The sequence below is a fragment of the Campylobacter sp. US33a genome (genome assembly GCF_004378855.1).
Taxonomy (GTDB): Bacteria; Campylobacterota; Campylobacteria; order Campylobacterales; family Campylobacteraceae; genus Campylobacter_D.
On the sequence record NZ_RYYL01000006.1, the window covers coordinates 94,545 to 119,568 of the forward strand.

The 25,024-nt window shown below is 29.7% G+C and carries 30 protein-coding genes; 18 read left to right on the top strand and 12 right to left on the bottom strand.

Annotation, left to right across the window (positions count from 1 at the left end; translation table 11 throughout):
- Positions 1–18 precede the first annotated feature (18 nt).
- The gene (locus ELQ16_RS05790; RefSeq protein WP_134238617.1) at positions 19–1,107 is read left to right on the top strand and encodes a CinA family protein; all 1,089 of its coding nucleotides are present in this window, start codon (positions 19–21) and stop codon (positions 1,105–1,107) included.
- On the opposite strand, the gene tpx is transcribed toward ELQ16_RS05790, so the two are convergent.
- Both tpx and fliP read right to left on the bottom strand, forming a co-directional pair.
- The gene (gene tpx, locus ELQ16_RS05795; protein ID WP_134238618.1) at positions 1,104–1,631 is read right to left on the bottom strand and encodes a thiol peroxidase; all 528 of its coding nucleotides are present in this window, start codon (positions 1,629–1,631) and stop codon (positions 1,104–1,106) included. The genes ELQ16_RS05790 and tpx overlap by 4 nt on opposite strands.
- 75 nt (positions 1,632–1,706) lie before the next feature.
- On the bottom strand, positions 1,707–2,450 hold the full coding sequence (gene fliP / locus ELQ16_RS05800; protein WP_134238619.1) for a flagellar type III secretion system pore protein FliP: 744 nt from the start codon (positions 2,448–2,450) through the stop codon (positions 1,707–1,709).
- 133 nt (positions 2,451–2,583) lie between these two features.
- Here fliP and glmU point away from each other — a divergent pair, with 133 nt between their 5' ends.
- The 7 genes from glmU to truA are packed head-to-tail and all read left to right on the top strand — an operon-like array spanning position 2,584 to position 8,838.
- Complete coding sequence (glmU, locus tag ELQ16_RS05805; RefSeq protein WP_134238620.1) at positions 2,584–3,873, top strand: bifunctional UDP-N-acetylglucosamine diphosphorylase/glucosamine-1-phosphate N-acetyltransferase GlmU; 1,290 nt, start codon at positions 2,584–2,586, stop codon at positions 3,871–3,873.
- Positions 3,870–5,027 (top strand): bifunctional phosphopantothenoylcysteine decarboxylase/phosphopantothenate--cysteine ligase CoaBC, encoded by a 1,158-nt coding sequence (coaBC, locus tag ELQ16_RS05810; RefSeq protein ID WP_134238621.1) that lies wholly within the window; start codon positions 3,870–3,872, stop codon positions 5,025–5,027. Before glmU ends, coaBC begins: the two co-directional genes overlap by 4 nt.
- A complete protein-coding gene (locus tag ELQ16_RS05815; protein WP_134238622.1) occupies positions 5,027–5,644 on the top strand; it encodes a hypothetical protein in 618 nt (205 codons plus the stop codon). The genes coaBC and ELQ16_RS05815 overlap by 1 nt, the downstream gene beginning before the upstream one ends.
- Positions 5,645–5,646: 2 nt before the next feature.
- Positions 5,647–6,315: a polyprenyl diphosphate synthase gene (uppS, locus tag ELQ16_RS05820; protein ID WP_134238623.1), complete on the top strand. Its 669-nt coding sequence runs from the start codon at positions 5,647–5,649 to the stop codon at positions 6,313–6,315.
- Positions 6,315–7,091: an A24 family peptidase gene (locus ELQ16_RS05825; RefSeq protein WP_134238699.1), complete on the top strand. Its 777-nt coding sequence runs from the start codon at positions 6,315–6,317 to the stop codon at positions 7,089–7,091. Before uppS ends, ELQ16_RS05825 begins: the two co-directional genes overlap by 1 nt.
- A complete protein-coding gene (locus ELQ16_RS05830; RefSeq protein ID WP_134238624.1) occupies positions 7,091–8,116 on the top strand; it encodes an LptF/LptG family permease in 1,026 nt (341 codons plus the stop codon). Before ELQ16_RS05825 ends, ELQ16_RS05830 begins: the two co-directional genes overlap by 1 nt.
- Complete coding sequence (truA, locus tag ELQ16_RS05835) at positions 8,116–8,838, top strand: tRNA pseudouridine(38-40) synthase TruA (protein ID WP_134238625.1); 723 nt, start codon at positions 8,116–8,118, stop codon at positions 8,836–8,838. Before ELQ16_RS05830 ends, truA begins: the two co-directional genes overlap by 1 nt.
- Here truA and queA read toward each other — a convergent pair.
- The 4 genes from queA to ELQ16_RS05855 are packed head-to-tail and all read right to left on the bottom strand — an operon-like array spanning position 8,835 to position 11,622.
- Complete coding sequence (queA, locus tag ELQ16_RS05840) at positions 8,835–9,860, bottom strand: tRNA preQ1(34) S-adenosylmethionine ribosyltransferase-isomerase QueA (RefSeq protein ID WP_134238700.1); 1,026 nt, start codon at positions 9,858–9,860, stop codon at positions 8,835–8,837. The two genes, truA and queA, sit on opposite strands and share 4 nt — an antisense overlap.
- Positions 9,853–10,593, bottom strand: a complete 741-nt coding sequence (tatC, locus tag ELQ16_RS05845) for a twin-arginine translocase subunit TatC (RefSeq protein ID WP_134238626.1) — start codon at positions 10,591–10,593, stop codon at positions 9,853–9,855. The genes queA and tatC overlap by 8 nt, the downstream gene beginning before the upstream one ends.
- Entirely contained in the window at positions 10,586–10,942 is a 357-nt protein-coding gene (tatB, locus tag ELQ16_RS05850) for a Sec-independent protein translocase protein TatB (protein WP_134238627.1), read from the bottom strand. The genes tatC and tatB overlap by 8 nt, the downstream gene beginning before the upstream one ends.
- 59 nt (positions 10,943–11,001) lie before the next feature.
- Complete coding sequence (locus tag ELQ16_RS05855) at positions 11,002–11,622, bottom strand: trimeric intracellular cation channel family protein (RefSeq protein ID WP_134238628.1); 621 nt, start codon at positions 11,620–11,622, stop codon at positions 11,002–11,004.
- Positions 11,623–11,735: 113 nt separating this feature from the next.
- Between ELQ16_RS05855 and ELQ16_RS05860 the strand changes: the two genes are divergently transcribed.
- The 5 genes from ELQ16_RS05860 (at position 11,736) to ELQ16_RS05880 (ending at position 15,495) form a co-directional block, all read left to right on the top strand.
- Complete coding sequence (locus ELQ16_RS05860) at positions 11,736–12,335, top strand: Crp/Fnr family transcriptional regulator (protein ID WP_134238629.1); 600 nt, start codon at positions 11,736–11,738, stop codon at positions 12,333–12,335.
- 58 nt (positions 12,336–12,393) lie between these two features.
- Positions 12,394–13,041 (top strand): amino acid ABC transporter permease, encoded by a 648-nt coding sequence (locus ELQ16_RS05865; protein ID WP_134238630.1) that lies wholly within the window; start codon positions 12,394–12,396, stop codon positions 13,039–13,041.
- Entirely contained in the window at positions 13,034–13,702 is a 669-nt protein-coding gene (locus ELQ16_RS05870) for an amino acid ABC transporter permease (RefSeq protein WP_134238631.1), read from the top strand. The genes ELQ16_RS05865 and ELQ16_RS05870 overlap by 8 nt, the downstream gene beginning before the upstream one ends.
- Position 13,703: 1 nt before the next feature.
- Positions 13,704–14,441, top strand: a complete 738-nt coding sequence (locus ELQ16_RS05875; protein ID WP_134238632.1) for an amino acid ABC transporter ATP-binding protein — start codon at positions 13,704–13,706, stop codon at positions 14,439–14,441.
- A 175-nt stretch (positions 14,442–14,616) separates the two neighbouring features.
- A complete protein-coding gene (locus ELQ16_RS05880; protein WP_134238633.1) occupies positions 14,617–15,495 on the top strand; it encodes a cysteine ABC transporter substrate-binding protein in 879 nt (292 codons plus the stop codon).
- Positions 15,496–15,518: 23 nt separating this feature from the next.
- On the opposite strand, the gene ELQ16_RS05885 is transcribed toward ELQ16_RS05880, so the two are convergent.
- Positions 15,519–16,787, bottom strand: coding sequence for a M20/M25/M40 family metallo-hydrolase (locus ELQ16_RS05885; RefSeq protein ID WP_134238634.1), 1,269 nt, complete (start codon positions 16,785–16,787; stop codon positions 15,519–15,521).
- A 47-nt stretch (positions 16,788–16,834) separates the two neighbouring features.
- On the opposite strand from ELQ16_RS05885, the gene ELQ16_RS05890 reads away from it, so the two are divergent.
- Together ELQ16_RS05890 and ELQ16_RS05895 are read left to right on the top strand one after the other, a co-directional pair.
- Entirely contained in the window at positions 16,835–17,368 is a 534-nt protein-coding gene (locus tag ELQ16_RS05890) for a thermonuclease family protein (protein ID WP_134238635.1), read from the top strand.
- Position 17,369: 1 nt separating this feature from the next.
- Entirely contained in the window at positions 17,370–17,549 is a 180-nt protein-coding gene (locus ELQ16_RS05895) for a hypothetical protein (RefSeq protein ID WP_134238636.1), read from the top strand.
- Here ELQ16_RS05895 and ELQ16_RS05900 read toward each other — a convergent pair.
- Both ELQ16_RS05900 and cmoB read right to left on the bottom strand, forming a co-directional pair.
- Positions 17,536–18,105 carry a hypothetical protein gene (locus tag ELQ16_RS05900; RefSeq protein ID WP_134238637.1) on the bottom strand — a complete coding sequence of 190 codons (570 nt, stop codon included), beginning with the start codon at positions 18,103–18,105 and terminating at the stop codon, positions 17,536–17,538. The genes ELQ16_RS05895 and ELQ16_RS05900 overlap by 14 nt on opposite strands.
- A gap of 1 nt (position 18,106) precedes the next feature.
- Positions 18,107–18,976 (bottom strand): tRNA 5-methoxyuridine(34)/uridine 5-oxyacetic acid(34) synthase CmoB, encoded by an 870-nt coding sequence (gene cmoB / locus ELQ16_RS05905; RefSeq protein ID WP_134238638.1) that lies wholly within the window; start codon positions 18,974–18,976, stop codon positions 18,107–18,109.
- A gap of 158 nt (positions 18,977–19,134) precedes the next feature.
- Between cmoB and gltS the strand changes: the two genes are divergently transcribed.
- A complete protein-coding gene (gene gltS, locus ELQ16_RS05910; RefSeq protein WP_134238639.1) occupies positions 19,135–20,403 on the top strand; it encodes a sodium/glutamate symporter in 1,269 nt (422 codons plus the stop codon).
- Between the two features lie 138 nt (positions 20,404–20,541).
- Here gltS and nth read toward each other — a convergent pair whose 3' ends face one another.
- Complete coding sequence (nth, locus tag ELQ16_RS05915) at positions 20,542–21,168, bottom strand: endonuclease III (protein ID WP_134238640.1); 627 nt, start codon at positions 21,166–21,168, stop codon at positions 20,542–20,544.
- Positions 21,169–21,248: 80 nt separating this feature from the next.
- Here nth and ELQ16_RS05920 point away from each other — a divergent pair, with 80 nt between their 5' ends.
- Together ELQ16_RS05920 and fbaA are read left to right on the top strand one after the other, a co-directional pair.
- Positions 21,249–22,070 carry a peptidylprolyl isomerase gene (locus tag ELQ16_RS05920; RefSeq protein ID WP_134238641.1) on the top strand — a complete coding sequence of 274 codons (822 nt, stop codon included), beginning with the start codon at positions 21,249–21,251 and terminating at the stop codon, positions 22,068–22,070.
- Positions 22,070–23,134 carry a class II fructose-bisphosphate aldolase gene (gene fbaA / locus ELQ16_RS05925; RefSeq protein ID WP_134238642.1) on the top strand — a complete coding sequence of 355 codons (1,065 nt, stop codon included), beginning with the start codon at positions 22,070–22,072 and terminating at the stop codon, positions 23,132–23,134. Before ELQ16_RS05920 ends, fbaA begins: the two co-directional genes overlap by 1 nt.
- A gap of 802 nt (positions 23,135–23,936) precedes the next feature.
- Here fbaA and ELQ16_RS05930 read toward each other — a convergent pair.
- Positions 23,937–24,338 carry a Cj0814 family flagellar-dependent secreted protein gene (locus ELQ16_RS05930; protein ID WP_208335071.1) on the bottom strand — a complete coding sequence of 134 codons (402 nt, stop codon included), beginning with the start codon at positions 24,336–24,338 and terminating at the stop codon, positions 23,937–23,939.
- Between the two features lie 103 nt (positions 24,339–24,441).
- Positions 24,442–24,903 (bottom strand): hypothetical protein, encoded by a 462-nt coding sequence (locus ELQ16_RS10180; protein WP_407919963.1) that lies wholly within the window; start codon positions 24,901–24,903, stop codon positions 24,442–24,444.
- Positions 24,904–25,024: the final 121 nt, after the last annotated feature.

A 25,024-nucleotide genomic window follows, 5' to 3' on the forward strand; every position in this document is an offset into this window, starting at 1 on the left:
TAAGAAAAAAGGAAAAAAATGAAACATTTACTTTTTGTTGTTGGATATGAGCTTTTCATTAATAAAAATTATATGCAATATCTCTATAGAATTTACGAAAAAAAATTTCAAGAACTTAGTGAAATTAAATTTTTAAACAAAAACGACAAAAATCTACCTTTTTTGCTTGAAAAATTCTCTAAAGAATATAATTATATTACTATTTTCTCAGAAGCGCAGTATTATAGCATTTGTGCAAAAATCATTGCAACGCTAAATGATGATAGTTTGGTATTCAAAGATGAAATTTTAGCACCGACAAATTCCATTAGTGTCTCTGGGAGCTTTTTAACTAAGATAAATCATTGTCAAATCAATCTTTTAAAAATCAAAACAAACGAAAAGCCACCAGAGCTTTTGGGAGAATTTGAATGCGATTTTAAGTTTTTTTGTTTAAATGATACTGATGAGGATAGTGCGAAACTTCTACTTCAAACTTTTACAAAAACTTATGATATCATCATTCAAACAAGTGCAATTTTAGATAATCTTATTTTAATTAAAGCCATAAGTAAAAATTATGGACATTTTGAAGCATTTTTTAATAGTGTAAGACAATTATTTAAAAATAAATTTATTCCCTATAAAAATCCTATTGAATTTATAGTTGCTAAATTGCTTGAAAAAAAATTAAAAATTTCTTTTGCGGAGAGTTGTACCGCTGGACTTTGTTCCGCAACTTTAGCTGGAATAAATGGGATAAGTGAAATCTTTGAAGGTTCTTTGGTTGTATATTCTAATCGCCTGAAAGAAAAATGGCTTGGGGTGGATAGCGAAATTTTAAAAGATGGCGGAGAATACAGTAAAGCTTGCGTATTTTTTATGCTAAAAGGGGCTTTAAAAACTACTCAAGCAGATTTTGTTTTGGCAATTAGCGGAGTAGCAGGAGAGCAAGATGATAAAGGTATAAAAGCTGGTAAAATTTTTATTGGTGCCATGGATAAAGAAGGGAAATTTATAGAAGAAGAAATTTTATTACAAGGAGATAGGAATTTTGTAAGAGATCAGGCTGTTTTAAAAGCTTTTATAATGCTTTTAAAACTAAGACCTGATGTTTTTGCAATTTAGTGGCAAGATCCGCAACAACAAGATGATTTAGAAGAAAAGAATTCATCTAAAGCTTCGATATTTGGCATATTAGTGATTTCATCTACAAGCTCTTTATAAACAACTTGTCCTTTTTTTACTACGAAAATAGCTCTTGCAAGCAAACCAGTTAAAGGACCTTCGTTAATTAAAACGCCATATTTTTCACCAAATTCTTTAGAAACAAAATCACTAGCAGTGATGATATTTTCTATATTTTCAACGCTGCAAAATCTTCCCATTGCAAAAGGTAAATCCATGCTTACAACAATAACTTCAGCATTTGGATAAGAGGCAATTTTTTTATTAAATTCTCTAGCTTCATTTGCGCAAACTGGAGTATCAAGGCTTGGAACACTTAGGATGATTTGCGTTTTTTCACTATCTGCAATTTTTACATCGCTTAAATCTTTTGCTTTTAAAACAAGCTGAGGAGCTTTATCACCAACTTTAACTTCATTTCCTTTCAAACTAACTTCATTTCCCTTAAAATGAACTTTACTCATAATATTTTCCTCTCTTTTTTGTTAAATAATTTAGGAAAAGGTATTATAGGATAAAGTTTTTAATTTTTGGTAAAACTAAAATATATAACTCTCCACAAGTTTTTGAATGAGTAAATTCCATCCATCAACCAAAACAAAAATTAAAAGTTTAAAAGGCAAGGATATCATTACAGGAGGTAGCATCATCATACCCATAGACATTAAAACAGAGCTTACTATCATATCAATAACCAAAAAGGGCAGATAAATTAAAAAACCTATTTCAAAAGCTGTCTTTAGCTCACTTATCATAAAAGCAGGAACAACGATGGTTAAAGGAACATCATCGACATTTTGAGGATTAGGCAAATTCCTTATGCGGTAAAATAAAGCCAGATCTTTTTCTCTTGTATTATTTAGCATAAAATCTTTAAAAGGTTTTACTCCTTTTGCAAAAGCTTCTTCATAGCCAATTTGCTCTGCCAAATAAGGTTTTACTCCTTCATTGTAAGATTTTGTTGCTACAGGCTCCATGATAAAAAAAGTTAAAACAAGAGCCAAGGTTATCAAGATAGTGTTTGGCGGCATAGTTTGTGTCCCCATAGCTTGACGCAAAAATGAAAATACTACAACAAGTCTTAAAAATGAAGTCATTACAAAAATGATACTAGGTGCTAAAGCCAATATAGTTAAAACAATAATTATATTTAATGTAGTAACAAGCTGATTTGGAGTGTTTGGCGCACTAAGACTTAAATTTACTGTTGGAATGGTTGCTTCAGCAGCGAGGAGAATGTTAAAAAATGCACTAAAAAACAAAAGTATTAAAAATTTTTTCAAAAATAAACCTTAAATTTAAAAATAAAGCTTAATTTTAACTTTTGCTGACTAAAAAATAGTTTAACTTTGGATTTAAATTTAACTTTAAAATGCTAAAATTAAACCCAAAAATTATCCACAAAGGTATTTTATAATGAAAACTTCCATTTTGATTTTAGCAGCAGGGCTTGGCACTAGAATGAAATCCGAAAAACCAAAAGTATTACAAGAGCTTTGCCAAAAGAGTATGATTTTGCATATTTTAGAGAAAGCATTTAATATAAGTGATGATGTAAGTGTGGTTTTATCACACCAAAAAGAACGCATAGAAAAGCAAATTTTAGAACATTTTCCTAAGACTAAGATTTTGGAGCAAGATTTAGTAAATTTCCCTGGCACAGCAGGGGCTTTAAAAAATTTCAATGCTAAAAATGAAAGGGTTTTGATCCTTTGCGGGGATATGCCTTTGGTTGAAAGTGAGAGTTTGCAAAATTTACTTGAGTGTGATGGGGATTTAAATTTAGCCGTTTTTAAAGCAAAAGATGCAAAAAGCTATGGTAGAGTGATTATAAAGAATGAGGAAGTGGAAAAAATCGTTGAATTTAAAGATGCAAACGAAGAAGAGAAAAAAGTAGATGTTTGCAATGCTGGTGTGTATGTGTTTAACTCGCAACTTTTAAAAGAAATTTTACCTTTGATTGATAATAAAAATGTCGCAAAAGAGTATTATTTAACCGATGCCATTTCTTTGGCAAAAAAACGAGGTGCAAAAATCAAAGCCGTTTTTGTGGATGAAGATGAATTTATGGGGATAAATGACAAATTTGAGCTAAGTATAGCACAAAATTTAATGCAAGAAAAAATCAAAAAACACTGGATGAAGCAAGGTGTGATTTTTCATTTACCACAAAGCACTTATATAGGTTTAGATGTGGAATTTAGTGGCGAATGTGAAGTGTATGAAAATGTGCGTATAGAAGGCAAAAGTAAAATCATTAATTCTATCATTAAAAGCTCAAGTGTGATTGAAAATAGTATAGTGGAAAATTCAGATATAGGGCCAATGGCACATTTAAGACCAAATTGCGAGATAAAAGATACGCATATAGGAAATTTCGTAGAATGCAAAAATGCTAAATTAAATGCGGTAAAAGCAGGGCATTTAAGTTATTTAGGTGATTGTGAGATAGATAGTGGGACTAATATAGGTTGCGGTACTATAACTTGCAATTATGATGGAGTTAAAAAACACAAAACCATCATAGGAAAAAATGTTTTCGTGGGTTCTGATACGCAATTTATCGCTCCTGTAAAAATAGAAGATGATGTGATAATCGCTGCTGGAAGCTCTGTTACAAGTGATGTTGAAAGCGGTTCACTTTTTATCAATCGTGCCGAAAAAAGAATTATAAAAGATTATTATTATAAGAAATTTCAAAAATGAAAAAAACTATACTTTTGGCGATTAGTGGTAGCATAGCCTTTTATAAAACTTATGAGCTTATTTCTTTGTTTAAAAAAGAAGGTTTTAGAGTGAAAGTTTTACTTTCAAATGGACTTTTAAAATTTGCTTCTAAAATGAGTTTTGAAGCTTTGGCTGATGAAGTTTTGTGTGAAGAAAATGAAAGCTGGAAAAACTCTAACAATCACATTACTTTTAGTAAAGATGCGGATTTAATTCTTTTTGCACCTGCAAGTGTAAATTCTATAAACAAACTAGCCTTAGGCATAGCGGATAATCTTTTCATTCAAACGCTAATCGCCACGAATAAACCACTCGTCATTGCTCCAGCTGCAAATACTAATATGTATCATCATTTTAGCACACAAAATTCGCTAAATTTGCTAAAAAATAACAAGGCTTTAATCATAGAACCTATTTGTAAAGTTTTAGCTTGTAAAGATGAAGGTATAGGAGCTTTAGCAGAGATTAAAGATATTTTTAATATCACTAAAAGAGAGCTTTTAAAAGAGGAATTTTGGTGTGAAAAAAGCATTTTAATCACAGGCGGTGGCACAAAAGAAAAAATCGATGATGTGCGTTGTGTGAGTAATTTTTCTAGTGGAAAAATGGCAAAGGCTATTGCAGATGCTTTTTATTTTTTAGGAGCTAAAGTAACGCTTTTAAGCTCGATTGATTTTGATGCGCCTTATGAGATTTTAAAATTTGAAAGTTCTTTTGATTTAAAAGAATTATTAAATCAAAATTTAGAAAAAGATTATTTGATTATGACGGCTGCGGTAAGTGATTTTGTGCCTGAGTTTAAAAAAGGTAAAATCAAAAAAAATGAGTATTTAGATGGCTTAACTTTGCATTTAAGCTTAAATGAAGATTTACTCAAAAACCTTGAGTTTAAAGGTAAAAAAATAGGATTTAAAATGGAATTTGATCCTAAAAATGCCTTAGAAAATGCTAAAAAATCCTTAAGCGAAAAAAAGCTTGATATGGTATGTCTTAATATTTTAGATGAGAAAAATCATTTTGGTAGCGATTTAAATGAAATTCATTTTATAACTGCTGGTGAAAATAAAAAAAGTGGCTTAAAAAGCAAAGAAGAGTTAGCATATGTTTTAGCAAAGCGCTTAAAAGGACTTTGATGGGTCTTATAAATTCAACTTTACCCATATACATTAAAGTACTTGAAAAATCAGGATACAACAACTATACTTTACTCTTAAATCATAAAAAAATTCAAACAAAAAGTTTAATAGATCTTGATGAGCAAAGTGAGTATTTAGCGGAGCTTTATACCACGAAAGAGGGGATTTTGCAGTTTAAAAATTTATATAAAAAGCCAGAAATTTCTTATTTTGCACAAGGGCTTGATTTGATCGTAAGGCTTTTGGAATATGATTTGGATTTTAAAAATTATATTTTAGAGCAGCTGATAAATTGCAACGAAAAGCAAGATTTTTTAGTCTATAAAGAGATGCTTTTTGCAAGTCTTGAAGGCATTTATCATATACCTTTTATTTATGAGGATAAAAAATGTTTATTTCAACTCAAATTCAATGAAGAAAAATGTGAACTTTATTTATATTTTAGTGTATTTGGTGCATTAAAAATTATATTTAACGAGCAAAATATGCAAATTTTTTCGCCCTTTGCAAAAGTGCAAATATTTTTAAGTCAATATTTAGAAAAAGAAGTTATACAAGAACAAAAAATTAATGCTTTATTTGTATTTAAAAAATTATTAGATTTTAAAGGATAAAAATGAATGAGTTAAAACACCTTGCGGTCGTAATGGATGGTAATAGGCGTTGGGCTAAGGCCAAGGGATTTTTAGCTAAGCTTGGATATTCTCAAGGAGTTAAAACTATGCAAAAGCTGATGGAAGCTTGCGTAGAGGAAGGAATTTCAAATTTAAGCCTTTTTGCTTTTAGTACTGAAAATTGGAATAGACCGCAAGATGAGATTGATTTTATTTTTGAACTTTTGGATCGTTGTTTGGATGAAGCTTTGGAAAAATTTGAAAAAAATAATGTGCGCTTAAGAGCAATTGGAGATTTAACCCGTTTAAATTCTAAAATTCGCCAAAAAATAGCCCTTGTAGAAGAAAAAACCAAGCATTGTGATTTGCTTTGTGTGAATTTGGCTATTAGTTATGGGGCAAGAGATGAGATTATCCGTGCGGCTCGTAAAGTAGTGGAAAAAGGTTTGGAATTAAATGAAGAAAATTTAAGTGCAAATTTGGACTTACCTTTGGATGTGGATTTAATGCTTCGAGTGGGGAATGCTAAAAGGCTTTCAAATTTCTTGCTTTGGCAAAGCTCTTATGCAGAAATTTATTTTAGCGAGACTTTGTTTCCAGGACTTACGAAAAGAGAATTTAAAAAAATCATTAAAGAATTTAGAAAAAGAGAAAGAACTTTTGGTAAATGATTTTCTTTTTTCTTTTTTTATGTGGGCTTTGTTTGGGTTCTTTTGTAATGACGAGCGTAGATCGTTTTGTGAAGAAAAAGGATTTTTTTACAAAAAGATCTTATTGTTTTTCTTGCAAAAAACAACTTAAATTTTATGAGCTTATACCTTTATTTTCATATCTATTTTTACACACTCGTTGTCTTGATTGTAAAAGTAAAATAAGTTTTTTGTATCCTTTAGTTGAAATTTTAAGTGCTTTTTTATTGATTTTTGCTTATGTTTTTAGTGGGAATTTATATGAATTTTTGTTTTTGGGACTTTATTTATTAGGCTTTTTGGCACTTTCTTTGATTGATTATAAACTAAAAGCTGTGCCTGAAATTTTATTATGGTTTGTGTTTATTTGTGCCGGGTTTTTTGCTTTTAAAGAAGAAGAGATAATCAATTTATTTTTATTCGAAGATTTTAAAGAGGGTTTTTTACTTTGTTCGCTTGTGTTTTGCGGAGTGATTTTTTTCCTCAAAAGTTTTGTAAGTTGTTTGATAAATTACAAAAAACAAGGAGAAATTTTAGAAAGCTTGGGTGAAGCAGATGTAATTATTATTGCAAGTATGGGCGGAATTTTGGGTTTTAATTTTGGTATAATAAGCATTTTTTTGGCTTGTATATTAAGTTTGCCATTTTTTTTAATTTTAAAATTTAAAAAATGTAAAGATCAAAGTCTTGCAATGTTTCCATTTTTAAACATTGCTTTTATTTTGGTGTTTGCTTGTAAAATGATAGGAAATTTTTAATGAAAATCGTATATAAATATCTTTTTAATCAATTTTTAAGCACTAAACTTTCGTTATTTTTTATACTTTTTACCATTATTTCTATGGTATTTTTTATACAAATTGCCAGGATTACTTCAAGCATAGAAATTAGCTTTTTAGATCTTTTAAAGCTTTATTCTTTTATGATACCTAGAATTTTGATTTTCACACTTCCTATAGCTTTTTTTATAGCATTAGCCTTGTCTTTATATAGACTTTCAAAAGAAAATGAAAGCATAGTTATTTTTACTCTAGGAATGACACCTAATTTAATTGCTAAATTTTTCTTAAAAATTGCCTTTTTAATCAGCACATGTATGTTAGCGGTTGCGCTTATTTTTATACCTATAGCCTTTGAGCTTCAAGATAATTTTGTGGATTATAAAAAAACTCAAGTCAATTTCAATTATAAAAGTGGTGAATTTGGACAAAAATTCTTAGATTGGATGATTTTTATTGAAAAACAAGAAAATGATCTTTATAAAAATGTTGTAATGTATTATCCTAAAAAAGATGAATTGGAAAAAGAACGATTGATCTTGGCCACAGAAGCAAGATTAGAACGAAAAGATGATGCAATGAGTTTGAAATTATTAAGTGGTAGAGCTTATATTTTTGACAAAAATGAAACTTTATATTTGGGAGAATTTAAAGATTTAAGCATTAATACCCTTATTAAAACTCCAAATTTAAATATTAAAAGCTTTTATGAATATTGGTTGGATTTAAATCACAATGATAAAAGAGCAAAAGAATTTGTAATTTATACTTTAATTTCTTTATTTCCATTTGCAAGCACCTTATTTGCTCTTTCTTTCGGTATTGTTACTTATCGTTATGACAAAGGTTATATTTATCTTGGAATTTTTGCTGTAATTTGTTTATATTTTGGTGCATTGAGTATTTTCTACAAACCTCCAATATTGGCAGTTGGTAGTATTTTCCTTTTATTCTTTATAAGTTCTTGGCTCTGTTTTAAAAAAATTATAGCCAATAAATACTGATGAAATTAAAGCTTATTTTATCTTACGATGGATCGCGTTTTAATGGCTCTGCTAGTCAAAGTCATAAAAATAGCGTTCAAGATAATCTTCATGATGCTCTAAAGCATCTTGGAATTTTTAAAAAGCCCTTATTTGCTTCTAGGACAGATAAGGGGGTTCATGCAAGCAGAGCAGTGGCATGTATAGAATGTGGCGAACATTTTAAAGATTTATTGTTTTTAAAAAAGCAAATTAATAAATTCGCAAAACCTTTTATTTATATTAGATATATTGAAAGGGTAAAAGATGATTTTGAAGTGCGTTTTGATGTTAAATCCAGAGAATATCGTTATATTTTTAATCATAGCGAATTTAACCCCTTGCAAAGTTCTTATTGTCATTTTTATCCCAAAATTGATATAAAAAAGGTTAATGAAATTTTGATGCTTTTTGAAGGAGTGCATGATTTTTCCTTTTTTCAAAAGCTTGGTGGTTCAAATAAAACAAGCATTAGAGAAATATTTGATGCAAAAGCTTATGCTTATAAAAACTATACTATATTTCATTTTAAAGCCAATGGTTTTTTAAGATCTCAAATCAGACTAATCGTAGCAGCGGTTTTAAAAGTTTTAGAAGGAAAAATGAGTATTTTAGAGCTTAAAGAGCAAATTGATGCAAAAAAAATTCATTCAAGAATGCTAGCTCCAGCATCTGGCTTATATTTAAGCAAAATTTCATACTAGAGAATCAACATGGCATCACCATAAGAATAAAATCTATAATTATTCTTAATCGCCTCTTGATAAATTTGCATGGTTTTTTCTCTACCTATAAAAGCGGCTACAAGCATTATTAGTGTTGATTTTGGTAAATGGAAATTTGTTAGAAGATAATTTTGTCTAATGGGTAAATTATAAGGGTGCAAAAACAAATCACAAAAACCATTTTGAATTTGGGTTCTAGCAAAGTATTCTACGCATCTTGTAACCGTTGTGCCTACACCGAGTAAGGGAATATTGCTTTGTATAAGTTTAGCCGTTTCTTCACCAATATCAAAATACTCAGAATGCATTTTATGATCCTCTAAATTTTCACATTCCACGCTTTTAAAAGTTCCAGCACCCACATGCAAGGTAAGATAATGCAAATTATGATTTTGTGCTAGTTTTTCTATCATTTCTTTAGAAAAATGCAAACTTGCCGTTGGAGCTGCTACTGCGCCTTCATTTCTAGCAAAAATACTTTGATAATCACTTATATCGCTATTCTCATCTGATCTTTTAATATAAGGAGGTAGGGGAATGTGGCCTATGTTTTCTAAAATTTGATAAAGCTCTAAAGTATTTAATAAGTGATCATTTTGCCAAAATTCAACCCTTCTTACTCCATCATTAAAAAGTTCTAAAACTTTTGCTTTTAAATTTAAATCAAAATGCAATTCTTCACCTATTTTTACTTTGCCACGAATTTGAGCTAAAAAGGTGAAATTAACGCTAGGTTGATGTAAAAAAAGTTCTATTTTTGCTCCACTTGTTTTATATCCAAAAATTCTAGCTTTAATTACTTTAGTATCATTAAAAACGATAGCGCAAGGAGGTAATAAACTTGATAATTCTTTAAAATGAGTGTGCATGATTTTATCTTCATTTTTTATATACACCAAAAGCTTGGCATTTTCTTTTGGATTTATAGGATAGGTAGCAATATGTTTTTTATCAAGCACATAATCATAGCTCGATAAAAGCAAATCTTTTGGATCATTCATCGGCATTTTCATCTTTTTTGGCAGGATTAATTTTTTTGGCGATTAAAATCGAAAAACCATATAAAGCACACAAGGGTCCTGCCATTAAAAATTGAGAGATAATATCAGGTGGAGTCATCAAAGCAGAAAAAATAAAAATAATCAAAACAGCCACTCTAAAATGTCTGGTTAAAAAAGCATCATCAATTAGCCCTAATTTAGCAAAGAAAAAAGTAAGCACAGGCATTTCAAAAGCTAAGCCAAATGCAATAACTAATTTAATAAAAAACCCTATATAAGGCCCTGAAGTGATAACAGGTTTAAAATTTTGCATTTGCACACCAAAATCTACTAAAAATTTAAAAGCCATAGGAATGGCAATAAAATAACAAAAACAAGCTCCTAGCAAAAACATTAGCGTAGCAAAAAATACAAAAGGTATAACTAGGCGTTTTTCACTATCATAAAGCCCTGGTGCGACAAATTTCCAAAATTGCCAAAAAACTATAGGTGAAGAAAAGACAAAGGCTGCAAAAAAGGATACTTTCATCGCGGTAAATAAAGGTTCTTGTATTTCTATGAAATTAATCTGCTTAGCCGAATCTGGCAGAATGGCAATCACGGGCTTATACATAATACCTAAAATTTGTTGATTAAAATAAAAACAAACAAAAAACATTACAAAAATACAAGAGACACTAATAAAAAGTCTTTTTCTAAGTTCGGTTAAATGAGGTTTTAACTCTTCAAACATTTTCTTTTTCCATTAAGGTTGATTTGGCATTTGTATCATTTTTTTCAGGCTTATTGGCTGAGTTTGCATTATGATCTAAAATCTCTTTTTTTAATTCATCAAATTCTTCAAAACTTAGTTTTTTTCTTATATTTTCATTGGTTTGAGTGAATTCATCTTTATATTTTTGAGCTTCTGATTTTAATTCATTGATATGAATTTCTTTTTCTATAGCATTTTTAGCATCATCAATATTTTTTTTGATGGCTTTAAAAATTTTTACAAATTGCGCTATGGTGCTTGGTAGTTTTTCTGGACCCAAAACCAAAATAGCAACAATTAAAATAATAATAATCTCGCCCATACTCATTTTTAGCCTTTAAAATAAAAAGTAATATTCTACTATGAATATACTTAAAATTTATTGGCTTATTCTTTTTTTTCCTCATAAGAAAATACAGGCAAGGACCATTGATATTTTATTGCCAAAAGTCTTGCTGTAACTCCTATTATAAGAGTAATAATGGTGCAAAATAAAGTATTAATTTCAAACCATACAATTAAAGTATAATAAATTACTCCTGCAATAATCGCAATACCTGCATAAATTTCTTTTTGAAACACTAAAGGAATTCGCATACATAAAATATCCCTTAAAATTCCACCAAATACACCTGTTATAACAGCAGCACTAACTGCGATAATAAAACCATAATTTTCTTCTATGGCAATTTGCGCTCCTAAAATACTAAACACCACAAGACCTATGGCATCAAGAGTCAAAAATAAACTTTCAAGCCTAGTAACTATGCGTGGGATTTTTGTTGCGAGTAAAGCACAAAAACAAACCAAAACAATATATTCAGGATGCTTTACCCAAGTAAGAGGATAATGCCCCAAAAGTACATCGCGGATACTTCCACCCCCAATAGCCGTAACAAGTGCTATGAAAATCACACCAAACAAATCCATCTTATGTCTGCCTGCAGCTAATGCTCCACTCATTCCTTCTGCAGCAATGCCTATAATATACAAAATACTCAATAACATTAATTTTCTTTAACTTAAATTTTTAAAACTATAATGAAAAATTCTTATAATTTTAATTAATATTTTTATTTCTTTGCTAATATTTTTACAAATTACTTAAATAAAGGAATGTCGTGCAAGATTATTTAAAGCTTTTGGAGTCAATTTCTCAAAAAGAAAAATATTTAAAACACAATATGCTGTTTTTTGAAGGCGAAGAGGCTAAGAATTTTTATGTTTTGCTTAAAGGAAAAATTAGAGTTTATAAAAGCACAATGGATTTTAAAGAAATCACTTTGCATTATTTTTCACCCATTAGTTTCATAGCCGAAATGCCAGCATATAAAGGGATAAAATATCCAGCCAGTGCGATTTGCGAAGAGGAAAGTGAGGTTTTAAAAATCAATTTTGAACAATTTAAAACTTTATGTCTTAAAGATGGAAATTTTAGCCTAATAATGATACTTTCTTTATTTGAAAAAATCAAAATACTTGAAAATCAAATTCTATCAAATTCCTTAAGTCTTAAAATAAAACTCGCAAGATATCTTATAGAAAATGAAACCAAACTTCCATTCATCACACAACGCCAAATTGCTACGGATTTAAACACTTGCAATGAAACCCTATCAAGGTTGTTAAAAAATTTTAAAAATTTAGAAATTTTGCAAACTTCAAAAGGTAAAGTTAAGCTTATTGATAAAGAAAAAATAGCAAAATTTGCTTGGAATTAATTCATTTTTTTAAGACAATTTTGCTACAATTTAGGAATTTAAAAATTTGTGGATTCTTATGGATTATTTATTTATTGAAAAATTCAGCCCTGTTTTTGCTAATTGTGCTTGGATTACCATAAAATTAGCTTGTTTGGGTATACTATTTTCTTTTCTTATTGGAATTTTATGCGTGTTAGTTTCATATTTTAAACTTAAACTTATAAATACAATTTGTAGAATTTATATAGAATTTTCAAGAAATACACCTTTGATTATCCAACTTTTCTTTTTATATTTTGCTTTCCCTAAAATAGGTATTTATATGGATAGCTTTACTTGTGCTGTTGTAGGACTTAGTTTCTTAGGGGGTTCTTATATAGCCGAAAGTCTAAGAGCAGGCATTGAAGCGGTTAAAAAACAGCAATTTGAAGCAGGACTTTCTTTGGGACTTAGTCCTTTGCAAAATTTTCGTTTTATTATCTTGCCGCAAGCATTAAGCATTGCTATGCCAAGTATTAGCGCAAATATTATTTTTTTATTTAAAGAAACTTCGGTTGTAAGTATAGTGGCTTTGAGTGATTTGGTATATTTAATGACAGATTTAAATAGTAAATATTATAAAACCGATGAACTTTTGTTTATGCTTTTTATGAGCTATTTAATCATTCTTTTGCCTTTATCTTTATTTTTATCTTTTGTGGAAAAAAGGTTTACTGATGCTTGATTTAATACAAGAAATTTTTAATTACAGCACTATTATGAGACTTTTGGGTGGATTATGGCTGACTTTGGAAATTTCTTTTATTAGCATTGCAATTTCTATTTTAGGCGGTTTATTTTTTGGAATTTTAATGAGTCTTAAAAAGCGCTATATTTATTTTTTATGTCGCTTTTGTCTCGAATTTGTGCGCGTGATGCCTTTGATTGTTTGGCTTTTTGTAGTGTATTTTGGTTTGGCAAGATGGCTTGGTGTGGATATTAATGCTTTTATGGCAACTGTGATTGTTTTTAGCATTTGGGGTGTGTTTGAGATGATGGATTTGGTAAGATCGGCCTTGCAAAGCATTCCTAAGCATCAATACGAATCTGCTAGTTCGCTAGGGCTTAGCAAGCCAAATGTTTTTATCTTTGTAATCATTCCGCAAATTTTAAGACGCTTAACACCTATGAGTATGAATTTATTTACAAGAATGATTAAAAGCACCACTTTTGCTTATTTTATAGGGGTTATAGAGCTTTTTAAAGTTGCACAGCAAATCATAGAATTACACCGCAATGAAATTGTTGCACCTTTTTTGGTTTTTGGTTTGGTGTTTTTTATTTATTTTATTATTTGTTATTTTATTACACTTTATTCGAAATATTTAGAGAGAAAATGGAGTTAAAATGAGTATATTAAAAATCGAACATTTACATAAATTTTACGATAAAAATCATGTTTTAAAAGATATTAATTTAGAAGTGAAGCAAAAAGAGGTGGTTGTGATTTTAGGACCTAGTGGTTGTGGAAAATCTACGCTTTTAAGATGCATTAATGGCTTAGAAGAAATCGCAGATGGAGCTATTTATATTGACGATAAAAAAATCACAAAAGATTTTAAAGAATGGACAAAAATTCGTCAAAAAGTAGGAATGGTTTTTCAATCTTATGAATTGTTTGATCATTTAAGCGTGGAAGATAATATACTTTTAGGTCCATTAAAGGTACAAAAAAGAAAAAAAGAAGAAGTTTTAGAGGAAGCAAAATATTGGCTTGATAGAGTGGGGCTTTTACATAAAATCAAAGCCTATCCTAAAGAATTAAGCGGAGGGCAAAAGCAAAGAATTGCCATAGTAAGAAGCCTTTGTATGAATCCTGAAATCATGCTTTTTGACGAAGTTACTGCAGCACTTGATCCTGAAATTGTCCGTGAGGTTTTGGATGTAATTTTAAATTTAGCAAAAGAGGGTATGACTATGCTAATAGTCACTCATGAAATGGGTTTTGCAAGAGCGGTTGCTGATAGAATTGTCTTTATGGATAATGGAGTTATAGTTGAACAAAATACTCCGGATGTTTTCTTCACTCAGCCCCAAAGCGAAAGAGCAAGGAAGTTTTTAAATTTATTCAGTTATCATCAGTGATTTTATAAATTTTTGTTAAAAATTTATTTTTTGTAACATAAAAACAAAAATATACTTAAAATATATTTGGAATAAAATAAATATTTATATTAAAAAATTATAATACCTATTTTACAAAACTTGTTTTTGTAAAAAAATAAAAATTAGGTTTTTAAAACCAAAGAAAGGCAAAGCGATGAAAAAAATAGTTTTATCTATTTTGGGTATTTTTGTTGCAGTAATGTTGGCTGCTTGCTCTGGAAATTCTGTTAAAAAAGAAGATTCAAATGCAACCGATTCAAATACCACTACTTCAAGTAGTGGCACTCTTGAAAAAATCAAACAAAATGGAGTCATTAGAATTGGTGTTTTTGGCGATAAGCCTCCTTTTGGTTACATAGATGCTAAAGGTGTAAATCAAGGCTATGATGTGTATTTTGCAAAACGCATAGCAAAAGAACTTTTTGGCGATGAAAATAAAGTAGAATTTGTATTGGTTGAAGCTGCAAATAGGGTTGAGTTTTTAAAATCAGACAAAGTGGATGTAATTTTAGCAAATTTCACAAAAACTCCGCAAAGAGCTGAACAAGTAGATTTTGCTGCACCTTATATGAAAGTTGCATTGGGAGTAGTTGTACCAAGTGATTCTAATCTTAGTAGTGTTGAAGAATTAAAAGATAAAACCTTAATTCTTAATAAAGGAACCACGGCAGATATTTATTTTTACGAAAATTATCCAGACATTAAAACTTTGAAATTTGATCAAAATACCGAAACTTTTGCGGCTTTAATAGATGGAAGAGGAGAAGCTTTAAGTCATGATAATACCTTGCTTTTTGCATGGGTTAAAGAAAATCCTAATTTCAAAGTAGCTATTAAAGAATTAGGAAATCAAGATGTTATTGCGCCTGCTGTTAAAAAAGGTAATGATGATTTAAGAATTTTTATTGATGAACTAATTGTAAAATTAGCTGAGGAGCAATTTTTTCATAAAGCTTATGAAGAAACTTTAAAAGTTCATTTTTCCGATGATATTAAGGCTGAAGATATAGTTATAGAAGGCGGAAAATTTTGATTTTATGCCACTTTAAAGTGGCATTATTGATTGTTTTTTATAATTTCAAAAACTACTTTACTTATTTTTTCAACTGATTTTATTTCGCATCTTTCATCTGTTGAATGAGGATTATAAATATTCGGACCTATAGAACAGCAAAGCAAATCTCTTCCATTTTCTAAAATTCCGCATTCTAATCCTGCATGTATGGCTGAAATTTTAACATCTGGAACTTCTTTTGATAAAGCCTTATGAACTTCATCGCTAAATTCATTTTTAATTCCTTCCCAAGGTGGGTAAAAATTAAAACTCTCACATTTATAGCCAAAAGCCTTAAAAAATTCCAAAGTTTCAAATTCGATTTGCTTTAATTCCTCTAAAACATTAGAACGCGCGAAAAGCTCGATAATAACTTGATTTTCTTGCATTTTTATAGTAGAAAGATTGATGCTAGTTTGTGCAATTTTTAATTCCTCATTATAAGCCCTAAGACCTTGAGAAAAAGCATTGATACTAGAAAGAATTTCTTGTGTTTGCAGGCATTTTTTAAATTTTTGTTTTCCTAAAAATTTACATTTTATCCATTCATTATCTTCAAGTTTTGTTGTAGAATACACCAAAGCCTTAGCGTATTTTGGGATAGAATTTATCCTTTCTCCACCATTAAACTCGATTAGCTCTGCTTGATTTTTTGTAATAAAACTCGCCATTTCTTTAATGGAACTTTTGGAATTTTTAATAATATCAATGCCTGAATGTCCGCCCTTAAATCCAAAGGCTTCAAGCTCATACACATTACCTTCATACTCTTTAAATTTAAGATCTAAAACCGCTTTTATGTCCACACCACCTGCGCAACCTATGATGATATCTTTTTCACTCTCGTGATCTAAATTGAGTAATTTTTTAGCTCTAAATTCAAACTTACAAGCATTAGCACCTAGCAAACCTACTTCTTCATCATTGGTAAATAAACATTCAAGATGATCAAAATTTGCCATTGCACTCATCATAATCGCCACACCAATGCCATTATCTGCGCCCAAAGATGAGTTTTTAGCCCGCAAATAACCTTGCTCTTCATAAAGTTCGATATAGGGTGCTTCACCCATACAAACCATATCATAATGACTTTGCAAGCAAATTTTTGGTTCACCTTTAATGCAGTGTATGTTTCCAGCTTCGTCGATATCAACCATGAATTTTTTATCTCTAGCATACTCTTTTAAAAAATTCTTTAAATGTTGGGTTTGAAAACTACAATGCGGAATTGCTGATAAATTTTTAAAATTTTTTAATACATTTTGCATTATCATTCCTTTGTTAAAATTATTTTTATTATATTTTAGGGAAATAAATGAGATATAAATATTCTAAATTTTTAAATTTAAGGCAAATTGCCAGTGATCCAAAAAAAATATTATTGGTTTTATTGTTTATAGGACTTGCAATTTTTGCAAATTCCTTTGTCTTACCCAAACAAAGTTTTGAAGCAAGGGTTATAAAAGTAGTAGATGGTGATACAATTGAGGTTGTAAAAAATAATAAAAATTATCGTGTAAGATTTTATGGTATTGATGCTCCAGAAAGCAAGCAAAAATTTGGTAGTAATTCGAGAGATTTTTTAGCTTCTTTGATATTGGGAAAAAATGTAACTTTAATCCAAAAAGATATCGATAAATATGATAGAATTTTAGCCATAGTGAAGTTAAATGACAAAGATATTAATCAAGCTATGGTTGAAAACGGTTATGCTTGGGCGTATGATTATTATACTGAAATTTATCTTCCTTATGAAAAAAATGCCAGAACGAAAAAATTAGGACTTTGGAAAGATAAAAACCCAATAGAACCTTATAAATGGCGAAAGATGAATAAATTCGGAGATTAAAATGCAAAAATATTTTCTAATGTTGGTATTTTTAATATTTAGCGGTTGTTATATTAATGAAAGAGGAATTTCAAATCGTTTTTATAGCGATTGCAAGGAATTTTATGATGCAAGTGGAACTTATCATAAAGAGTGTCCGGAAAATTGGGTGGATTTACCTTTAACTCCTAAGGAGTTTTAAAAGTATTATTTGCGGTATTACTAGATGGATTTAAATTTGCATTTGGATTGCTTTCTTCATTTTTAATATTGTTGTTTGTTGGTGGTCTTTTAAGTTTAAAGATATGTTCTTCAGTAACCACGACTTGCATATTTGCTTCAAAAATTTTAATTTCTTTAACATGCCCTAGGACCTTAACTTCTCTTTTTTTAGAACTCTCATCAAATAAAGCATGAGCTTCTAATTCTAAAACATCACCTAATTTTAAAGGAGCATAAAAAAAAGTTTTCGAGCTTATAAGCAAAGAAAATTCTTTATTTACAGCTGCTTGAGCTACATAATTAGCCGCCGCAAATACAAAAGCACTGTGTATGAGTCCATGATCATCTACTACCATTTCAGGTGTGGTAATAAGCACTGATTTGGCATGATTTTTTGACAATTCTGAGATAAAGCCAGATAAAGAATTATTAATTTCAGGACAAGTAAAAAGCTCTGATTTGATACGACTCACATCTTCTTGGGATACATATTCTTCTAGTTGTGCATATTCTTCAAAATTGTTATTTTTTAGCATTTTATACCTTTAATTTAACATAAACACGCTTTGGTGCTTCATAGCCTTCGCAAGTTAATTTAGCATTATTAGGATCTAAAAAATTTTCCAAAGAATATGAGTCAATCCACTCTGTTTTCCTTTGCTCTGTTAAATCCGTTGTTTTTTTAGCTAAAATTTCAAAACCTGAGAAACCAGCTCGTTCGCACCAATTTCTTAAACCCAATATCGACGGAATGAAAAAAATATTTGGTATTTTTGAATAAGTTTTTTTTGGAATTAAAGCAATCTCTCTTTCGTCATCAATATACATAGTGTCTAAAAACACCACGCCATCTTTATTTAAGCTCTGTTTGAGTTGTTTGAGCATTTTTATAGGATCGCTGCGATGATAAATCACTCCCAAACAAAAAATCACATCAAATTTACACTCATAAGTAGGCAAATCTTCAACACCTAAAAGTTCATATTGTATATTTTTTTTAGCTAAGGCATTGATGAGTTCAAACTGCAGACAGTATTTTATAGAAGGATCAAAACCTATAATTTTTTTAGGATTAAATTCAAGCATTTTAAACATATAATATCCATTATTACATCCCACATCGGCAACGATTTTATTTTCAATTTCATTCATAAAAGGTTTTAAAATATTAAATTTAATAAAACTTTGCCACTCTGTATCAATGAAAAGTTCATTAATTTTAAAAGGCCCCTTACGCCATGGTTTTAAATTTAAAGCCAAATCGCAAAAATCATTTTCATTTAATTTTTTACATTTTAATTCTATGCTATCTTTTATAAAAAATTCACTGTGTAAATTTAACTCACGAAGTTCTTGAATTTTTTTAAAAATAGGGTGATTTTGTAATTGTTTTTCTAAATCATTCATCTTGCGCCTTTTTATATTTTTAAAATGTTACTAAATTTGGCATAAATTTTTCTTTTGGTAGCATTTTAAAAGACAATAAAAACACTTTTCAGTAATTTTAAATTCACATACGGTTATAATAAAAACTTGTTTAGACAATTACAAAACAAGGAGAAAAAATGGAAAATTCACAATTAACCATTTATAATTTTGATTTTTACTCCACTTTGGTTGCTATGGTTATAGTGCTATTGGTTGGGGTTTTTATCATCAAAAGAAGTAAATTCTTGCAAGAATACAATATCCCAGAGCCTGTGGTGGGAGGTGTTATAGCAGCAATTTTACTTTTAATGCTTTATAGCTGGGGGGGCGTGCAAATTAAATTTGACAACTCGCTCAAAGACCCTTTAATGCTCGCATTTTTTTCTAGCATAGGTTTATTGGCTGATTTTGCGTCTTTAAAAAAAGGCGGGATAAAACTTGTGGTTTTCTTAGTCATCATTACAGGTTTATTGCTCTTGCAAAATGGTATAGGTATTGGCGTTGCAACTGCTATGGGGGAAAATCCTCTCATTGGACTTTTAGGCGGTTCTATAACCATGAGTGGTGGACATGGAACAGGAGGTGCTTGGGCTGAAACTTTCATCAAAGATTATAATTTTGCTGCAGCAACTGAAGTAGCCATGGCTAGTGCGACTTTTGGACTTATTGCAGGAGGTATCATTGGTGGACCAGTGGCTAGATATTTGATTAAAAAATATAAACTTAAAACCCCTGGAACTGAAGTTAAAGATGAAAACGATGCGATTTTAAATTTTGAAAAACCACATCAAGAAAGACTTATCACTCAATCATCGTTTGTAGAGTCTTTGGCTTTGATTGCTTTTTGTTTATTGATCGGCGTTTTTCTTGCTGATTATTTAAATCCAAAAATCACCATTTTACTTAAAAATGCTTTCTCTCTTAGTGAAACTTTCAAATTTAATCTCCCAACCTTTGTGTATTGTTTATTTACGGGAGTTGTTTTAAGAAATATTCTTTCTTTAACAAGAATTCATCAAGTTTTTGACAGAGAAGTTTCAGTGCTTGGCAATGTAAGCCTTAGTCTTTTCTTGGCTTTTGCTTTAATGACAGTTAATCTAATCGAGCTTATTTCGCTTGCACTTCCTATACTTACAATTTTATTCTTCCAAGTTGTAACAATGGTGCTTTATGCGATTTTTATTACTTTTAGATTTTGTGGAAAAGATTATGATGCAGCGGTGCTTGCGGCAGGACATTGTGGTTTTGGACTAGGAGCGACACCAACAGCTATGGTGAATATGCAAACCGTTACCAATCACTATGGAATGAGCCATGTGGCTTTCATTATCGTGCCTTTATGTGGTGCATTTTTTATTGATATTATCAATGCTATAGTAATTCAAGTTTTTGTTGGATTTTTATAGTTAATTTACTCAAGCTAGTTTTTAACTAGCTTGAAACTCATTTGTAAATATAATTTAAATTTTTACACAAAAGTTAATAATATAAAAATAATAAAACCAAATTTTATACTTTTTTGTTTATTTTAAATTTAAAATTTTTTAAAGGATTTTATCCTTACTCGTACATAAGTGACTTAAAAAACACTTTTCACATAAAGGATTTTTTGCTTTGCAAGTATAACGCCCAAAAAGTACCATAGCTTGATGAAGATAGTTAAGATTATCTTTAAAAATACGCGTTAAATCTTCTTCGGTTGCTTCAGGAGTTTTTGCTTTGCTTAAATTTAATCTATGTGAAACTCTAAAAACATGAGTATCTACAGCCATACAATTTGCTCCGCACCATTCAATCAAAACTACATGAGCGGTTTTTTGTCCCACTCCTGCTAAAGATTTTAAATCTTTCTCGTTTAATGGAATTTCTCCACCAAATTCCTCGCAAACCGCTTTTGCCATTTTAATTAAATTTTGTGCTTTGTTGTTAAAAAAAGAACAAGAATTGATCAATAGCTTTAAGCTATTTAAATTTGCATTGGCTAAAGATCTAATATTAGGATAAGCATCAAAAAGAACAGGGGTAATTAAATTTACTCTTTTATCGGTGCATTGCGCTGAAAGCATTACGCAAACTATCAACTCATAGAGATTTCTAAATTGCAACTCAGTAACCGGTTTATCGAAATGTTTTAATAATAAATTTTTTATTTCTAATTCTCTTTTTTTCATTTTTTTATTTTAGTTAATTTTTTTTAAATTAACTTGAGTTATAATACAAAAATATATTTTTTATTTAAAAGGAAAGAAATATGAAAAAATTTTCACTCGTCGTTGCAAGTTTAGTTGCTGGAACAGCTTTAAGTTTAAATGCTGCTGTTGTGGCTACTGCTGGTGGTAAAAATATTACCGATACTCAAGTAGATGAATTTTTTGCTCCTATGCTTAGAGGACAAAGCATTAATAATTTACCAGCTGATCAAAAAAAGGCTTTTATTCAACAATATATTGTGCAAGATTTAATTTTAAATGAGGCTAAAAAAGATGGTTTAGAAAAAGATGCGACTTATAAAAAAGAATTGGATCGTGCAAAAGACGCTATTTTAGTAGCAGTTTATCAAGATAAAATCATGCAAGATATTAAAATAGATTCCGCAAAAGTGAAATCAATTTACGATCAAAACAAAGATAAATATGTAAAACCAGCTAGAGTTCAAGCTAAACATATTTTAGTTCAAAATCAAACAGATGCAGAAAAAATTATTGATGAATTGAAAAATTTAAAAGGCGATGCATTAGATAAAAAATTCTCTGAAATTGCAAGAGCAAAATCTATTGATAACGGCTCCGCTGCACAAGGTGGTGAGCTTGGTTGGTTTGATGAATCTACTATGGTAAAACCATTTACAGATGCTGCTTTTGCACTTAAAAAAGGTGAAATTTCCAAATCACCTGTAAAAACTAATTTTGGTTATCATATTATCCTTAAAGAAAATTCAGAGGCAAGAACACAACTTACTTTTGATCAAGTAAAACAAGGTATTGAGGCAGCTTTAAGAGCAGAGGAATTTAAACAAGTAATTGCAAAAAAAGCTCAAGAACTACTTGATAAAGCTAAAGTGACTTACAAATAATGGGTGTTTTAGATATAGTAAAAGCAGGAGTTGTTAGTGGCGAAGAGTTGAATAAACTCTACGCTTACGCTAAGAGCGAAAATTTTGCAATTCCTGCAGTAAATGTTGTGGGGACTAATTCTATCAATGCGGTTTTAGAATCTGCCAAAAAAGTTAATTCGCCTGTAATCATACAATTTTCAAATGGTGGAGCTAAATTTTTTGCAGGTAAAAATTGCCCCAATGCGGAAGTTTTGGGAGCTATCAGCGGTGCTAAACATGTTCATTTACTTGCAAAAGCTTATGGAATTCCTGTGATTTTACATACCGATCATGCTGCTAGAAAACTTTTACCTTGGATAGACGGTTTGATTCTTGCAAATGAAGAATTTAAAAAACAAAATGATGTAGCTTTATTTAGTTCGCATATGCTTGATCTTAGCGAAGAAAGTTTGGAAGATAATCTTAGTACTTGCGAAGCCTATCTTAAAAAATTAGATGCTTTAGGGGTGAGTTTAGAAATAGAACTTGGCTGCACTGGTGGCGAAGAAGATGGGGTGGATAATACTGGCATTGACAATGCAAAGCTCTATACTCAGCCTGAAGATGTCGCTCTTGCTTATGAAAGACTTGGTAAGATTAGTGATAAATTTTCAATTGCAGCAAGTTTTGGTAATGTTCATGGTGTATATAAACCAGGTAATGTCAGCTTGCAACCTGAAATTTTAAAGAATTCTCAAAATTTTGTTAAAAATAAATTTAATCTTCAAAATGATAAGCCTATTAATTTTGTGTTTCATGGTGGTAGTGGTAGTGAATTAAGCGATATTAAAAACGCTGTAAGTTATGGCGTTATTAAAATGAATATCGATACAGATACACAATGGGCATTTTGGGATGGTGTTCGTATTTATGAAGCCAGCAATAAAGCCTATTTACAAGGACAAATTGGCAACCCAGAAGGTGATGACAAGCCAAATAAAAAATACTATGATCCTCGCGTGTGGTTAAGAGCAGGTGAAGAAAGCATGATTAAACGCTTGGAAATTGCTTTTGAAGATTTAAATTGCATTAACAAAAATTAAAATTGATAAAAACAATCGCTTTTGATTGTTTTTATCCCAAGATAGTCATCTCTGACGCATTTTCATTTATCTTTAAAATTTTTATCCATTTTTAAAAATTCACATAATTTATTATTAAAAATTATTTATTTTTATAAATCATAAAACAAAGTGTGATATTTTAAAAAATTCAAGCTAAAGATTTTTATTTTAAAAATTTATCCCAAATAAGAGTTAAAAATTCTAAAAAAATGCAAGAGATATTAAAACCATTGTTGATAAAAATAATTCTTAAGCCCTAATATCGATATTTATCAAAGAATATATTTTATTAATATTATTTGGTTGTTTTAGAATTTCAAATAAAGATTTTTGATGCTCCTTTGGTGATTTGTTGCACCCATTCTAAAAAATTACTTGAATTTATTTCATTTTTTTGATTTAAACTATTTAATTTGTTTTCAAAATCTTTAACATCACTTGTGTCACTAAGTAATGCAAAAGCATCGCTTAAATTCGAAAAATAAGCATTGCTAAGTTTATTATTAAGTTCTTTGATTTCATTTTCACTTAAAGAATTATCAAACCCTTGTAACTTTCCCCATATGGTTGTTTCGCCAGTAATTAAAGGTTGTATGCTTACACCCCAGTATTAACATTGTTAGATAAAAAACCTATTAATAAACCACCCATAGTAATAGAGTCATCATTATTTGTATATTTATCAGCACTAGTATCCCAAGATAAAGCGGTGTTTTTAGCACTATGTAAAATATCAGGATTAAAAAGTAAAAGTTCTGATTTTTCATCTGTATTGTCAAAATTAAAAAAAACTAGGACTTAATTTTTCATTCTCATTAATATTTTTAAATCCACCTTTTGCGTTAATGTCTTTCATTTCTTCGTAAGAAAAAGTTTGTTTTACTTCTAAAGTGTTTTTATCTATTAAGTAATTTTGCGGAAAATAATTTGCTAAATCTTCTTTTGAAAAGCTATTTTCTCCTTTTAATTCAGGAGTTTTTTCTATAAGTTGAGAAACTATTTTATAAGCATTTCCTATGGTTTTCGCAATATCGATATTTGTATAGCTTTGCAAAATTCCATTATTTTGAGCCTTAATAAAATTTTCCATAGCGCTAGAATAAATTTTTATGTCTTCAGGAATTCCTACTTTTTTATTAAATTCACTTGTGAAATACCCATCTTTATCCACATCATAACTCATAAATTGGTTTTGCTTTAGAGTATCTGTATTTTTTATTGGGATTTATAGATAAATTTAACCCAGCTTAAAGCTACTAAAAGTAGTGTTTTTGATTTTTATCATACTAAGCCCTAATATCTATACTTTTTGGTGCAGAATTTAAAGAAAGGATTTTGTTAAATTCCCCTGTATCATCATCGCTAAATTTCATACCAAAAAGAATTTCTAGCTCATCGCTTGTACCAAATTTAGTTTCTAGTAGCTTTTTTAAAAGTTCATTCATTTTATTATCATCTTTGTAGGTTTCGCTTTTACTTTCTGCTTGTATAGGTTTAAATGGTTTTTCTTTGTCTTCTTCTGAAGTCTCTTGCGATGAAACAACTTCTTTTTGCTTTGCTATCTCGGCTTTATATACTTCTCCCATTTCATCACTTTTGGCTTTCATTTCTAGCCATTGTTTTTTAAATTCATCTATATCAGTTATTGTATTTCTAAGTTTGGTTATATATACACTATCTGCAAATACATCTCCTGTTATACTCCATTCGATAGGATTTTGTTTTATAAAATCATTCAAATCTTCCACTTGGCTTTAGCTCATATTTTTATCATAGCCATTAAGTTTTTCAGCTATGGTTGTTTCACCCTCTATAAGAGGATTTTGCCCTGACATAACTGCAAAGAATGCCATTAAAACACCACCTTTG

Bases quoted from the DNA above. Each gene is read 5' to 3' on its own strand.
- ELQ16_RS05920 (WP_134238641.1), top strand. From the start codon at position 21,249: ATGAAAAAATTTTCACTCGTCGTTGCAAGTTTAGTTGCTGGAACAGCT.
- ELQ16_RS05895 (WP_134238636.1), top strand. From the start codon at position 17,370: ATGCAAAAATATTTTCTAATGTTGGTATTTTTAATATTTAGCGGTTGT.
- tpx (WP_134238618.1), bottom strand. From the start codon at position 1,631: ATGAGTAAAGTTCATTTTAAGGGAAATGAAGTTAGTTTGAAAGGAAAT.
- uppS (WP_134238623.1), top strand. From the start codon at position 5,647: ATGAATGAGTTAAAACACCTTGCGGTCGTAATGGATGGTAATAGGCGT.
- ELQ16_RS05870 (WP_134238631.1), top strand. From the start codon at position 13,034: ATGCTTGATTTAATACAAGAAATTTTTAATTACAGCACTATTATGAGA.
- tatC (WP_134238626.1), bottom strand. From the start codon at position 10,593: ATGTTTGAAGAGTTAAAACCTCATTTAACCGAACTTAGAAAAAGACTT.
- ELQ16_RS05885 (WP_134238634.1), bottom strand. From the start codon at position 16,787: ATGCAAAATGTATTAAAAAATTTTAAAAATTTATCAGCAATTCCGCAT.
- ELQ16_RS05875 (WP_134238632.1), top strand. From the start codon at position 13,704: ATGAGTATATTAAAAATCGAACATTTACATAAATTTTACGATAAAAAT.
- cmoB (WP_134238638.1), bottom strand. From the start codon at position 18,976: ATGAATGATTTAGAAAAACAATTACAAAATCACCCTATTTTTAAAAAA.
- truA (WP_134238625.1), top strand. From the start codon at position 8,116: ATGAAATTAAAGCTTATTTTATCTTACGATGGATCGCGTTTTAATGGC.
- gltS (WP_134238639.1), top strand. From the start codon at position 19,135: ATGGAAAATTCACAATTAACCATTTATAATTTTGATTTTTACTCCACT.
- queA (WP_134238700.1), bottom strand. From the start codon at position 9,860: ATGAATGATCCAAAAGATTTGCTTTTATCGAGCTATGATTATGTGCTT.
- ELQ16_RS05815 (WP_134238622.1), top strand. From the start codon at position 5,027: ATGGGTCTTATAAATTCAACTTTACCCATATACATTAAAGTACTTGAA.
- fbaA (WP_134238642.1), top strand. From the start codon at position 22,070: ATGGGTGTTTTAGATATAGTAAAAGCAGGAGTTGTTAGTGGCGAAGAG.
- ELQ16_RS05855 (WP_134238628.1), bottom strand. From the start codon at position 11,622: ATGTTATTGAGTATTTTGTATATTATAGGCATTGCTGCAGAAGGAATG.
- ELQ16_RS05865 (WP_134238630.1), top strand. From the start codon at position 12,394: ATGGATTATTTATTTATTGAAAAATTCAGCCCTGTTTTTGCTAATTGT.
- ELQ16_RS05930 (WP_208335071.1), bottom strand. From the start codon at position 24,338: ATGAGTTATGATGTGGATAAAGATGGGTATTTCACAAGTGAATTTAAT.
- tatB (WP_134238627.1), bottom strand. From the start codon at position 10,942: ATGAGTATGGGCGAGATTATTATTATTTTAATTGTTGCTATTTTGGTT.
- glmU (WP_134238620.1), top strand. From the start codon at position 2,584: ATGAAAACTTCCATTTTGATTTTAGCAGCAGGGCTTGGCACTAGAATG.
- ELQ16_RS05830 (WP_134238624.1), top strand. From the start codon at position 7,091: ATGAAAATCGTATATAAATATCTTTTTAATCAATTTTTAAGCACTAAA.
- coaBC (WP_134238621.1), top strand. From the start codon at position 3,870: ATGAAAAAAACTATACTTTTGGCGATTAGTGGTAGCATAGCCTTTTAT.
- nth (WP_134238640.1), bottom strand. From the start codon at position 21,168: ATGAAAAAAAGAGAATTAGAAATAAAAAATTTATTATTAAAACATTTC.
- ELQ16_RS05900 (WP_134238637.1), bottom strand. From the start codon at position 18,105: ATGCTAAAAAATAACAATTTTGAAGAATATGCACAACTAGAAGAATAT.
- ELQ16_RS05880 (WP_134238633.1), top strand. From the start codon at position 14,617: ATGAAAAAAATAGTTTTATCTATTTTGGGTATTTTTGTTGCAGTAATG.
- ELQ16_RS05790 (WP_134238617.1), top strand. From the start codon at position 19: ATGAAACATTTACTTTTTGTTGTTGGATATGAGCTTTTCATTAATAAA.
- ELQ16_RS05890 (WP_134238635.1), top strand. From the start codon at position 16,835: ATGAGATATAAATATTCTAAATTTTTAAATTTAAGGCAAATTGCCAGT.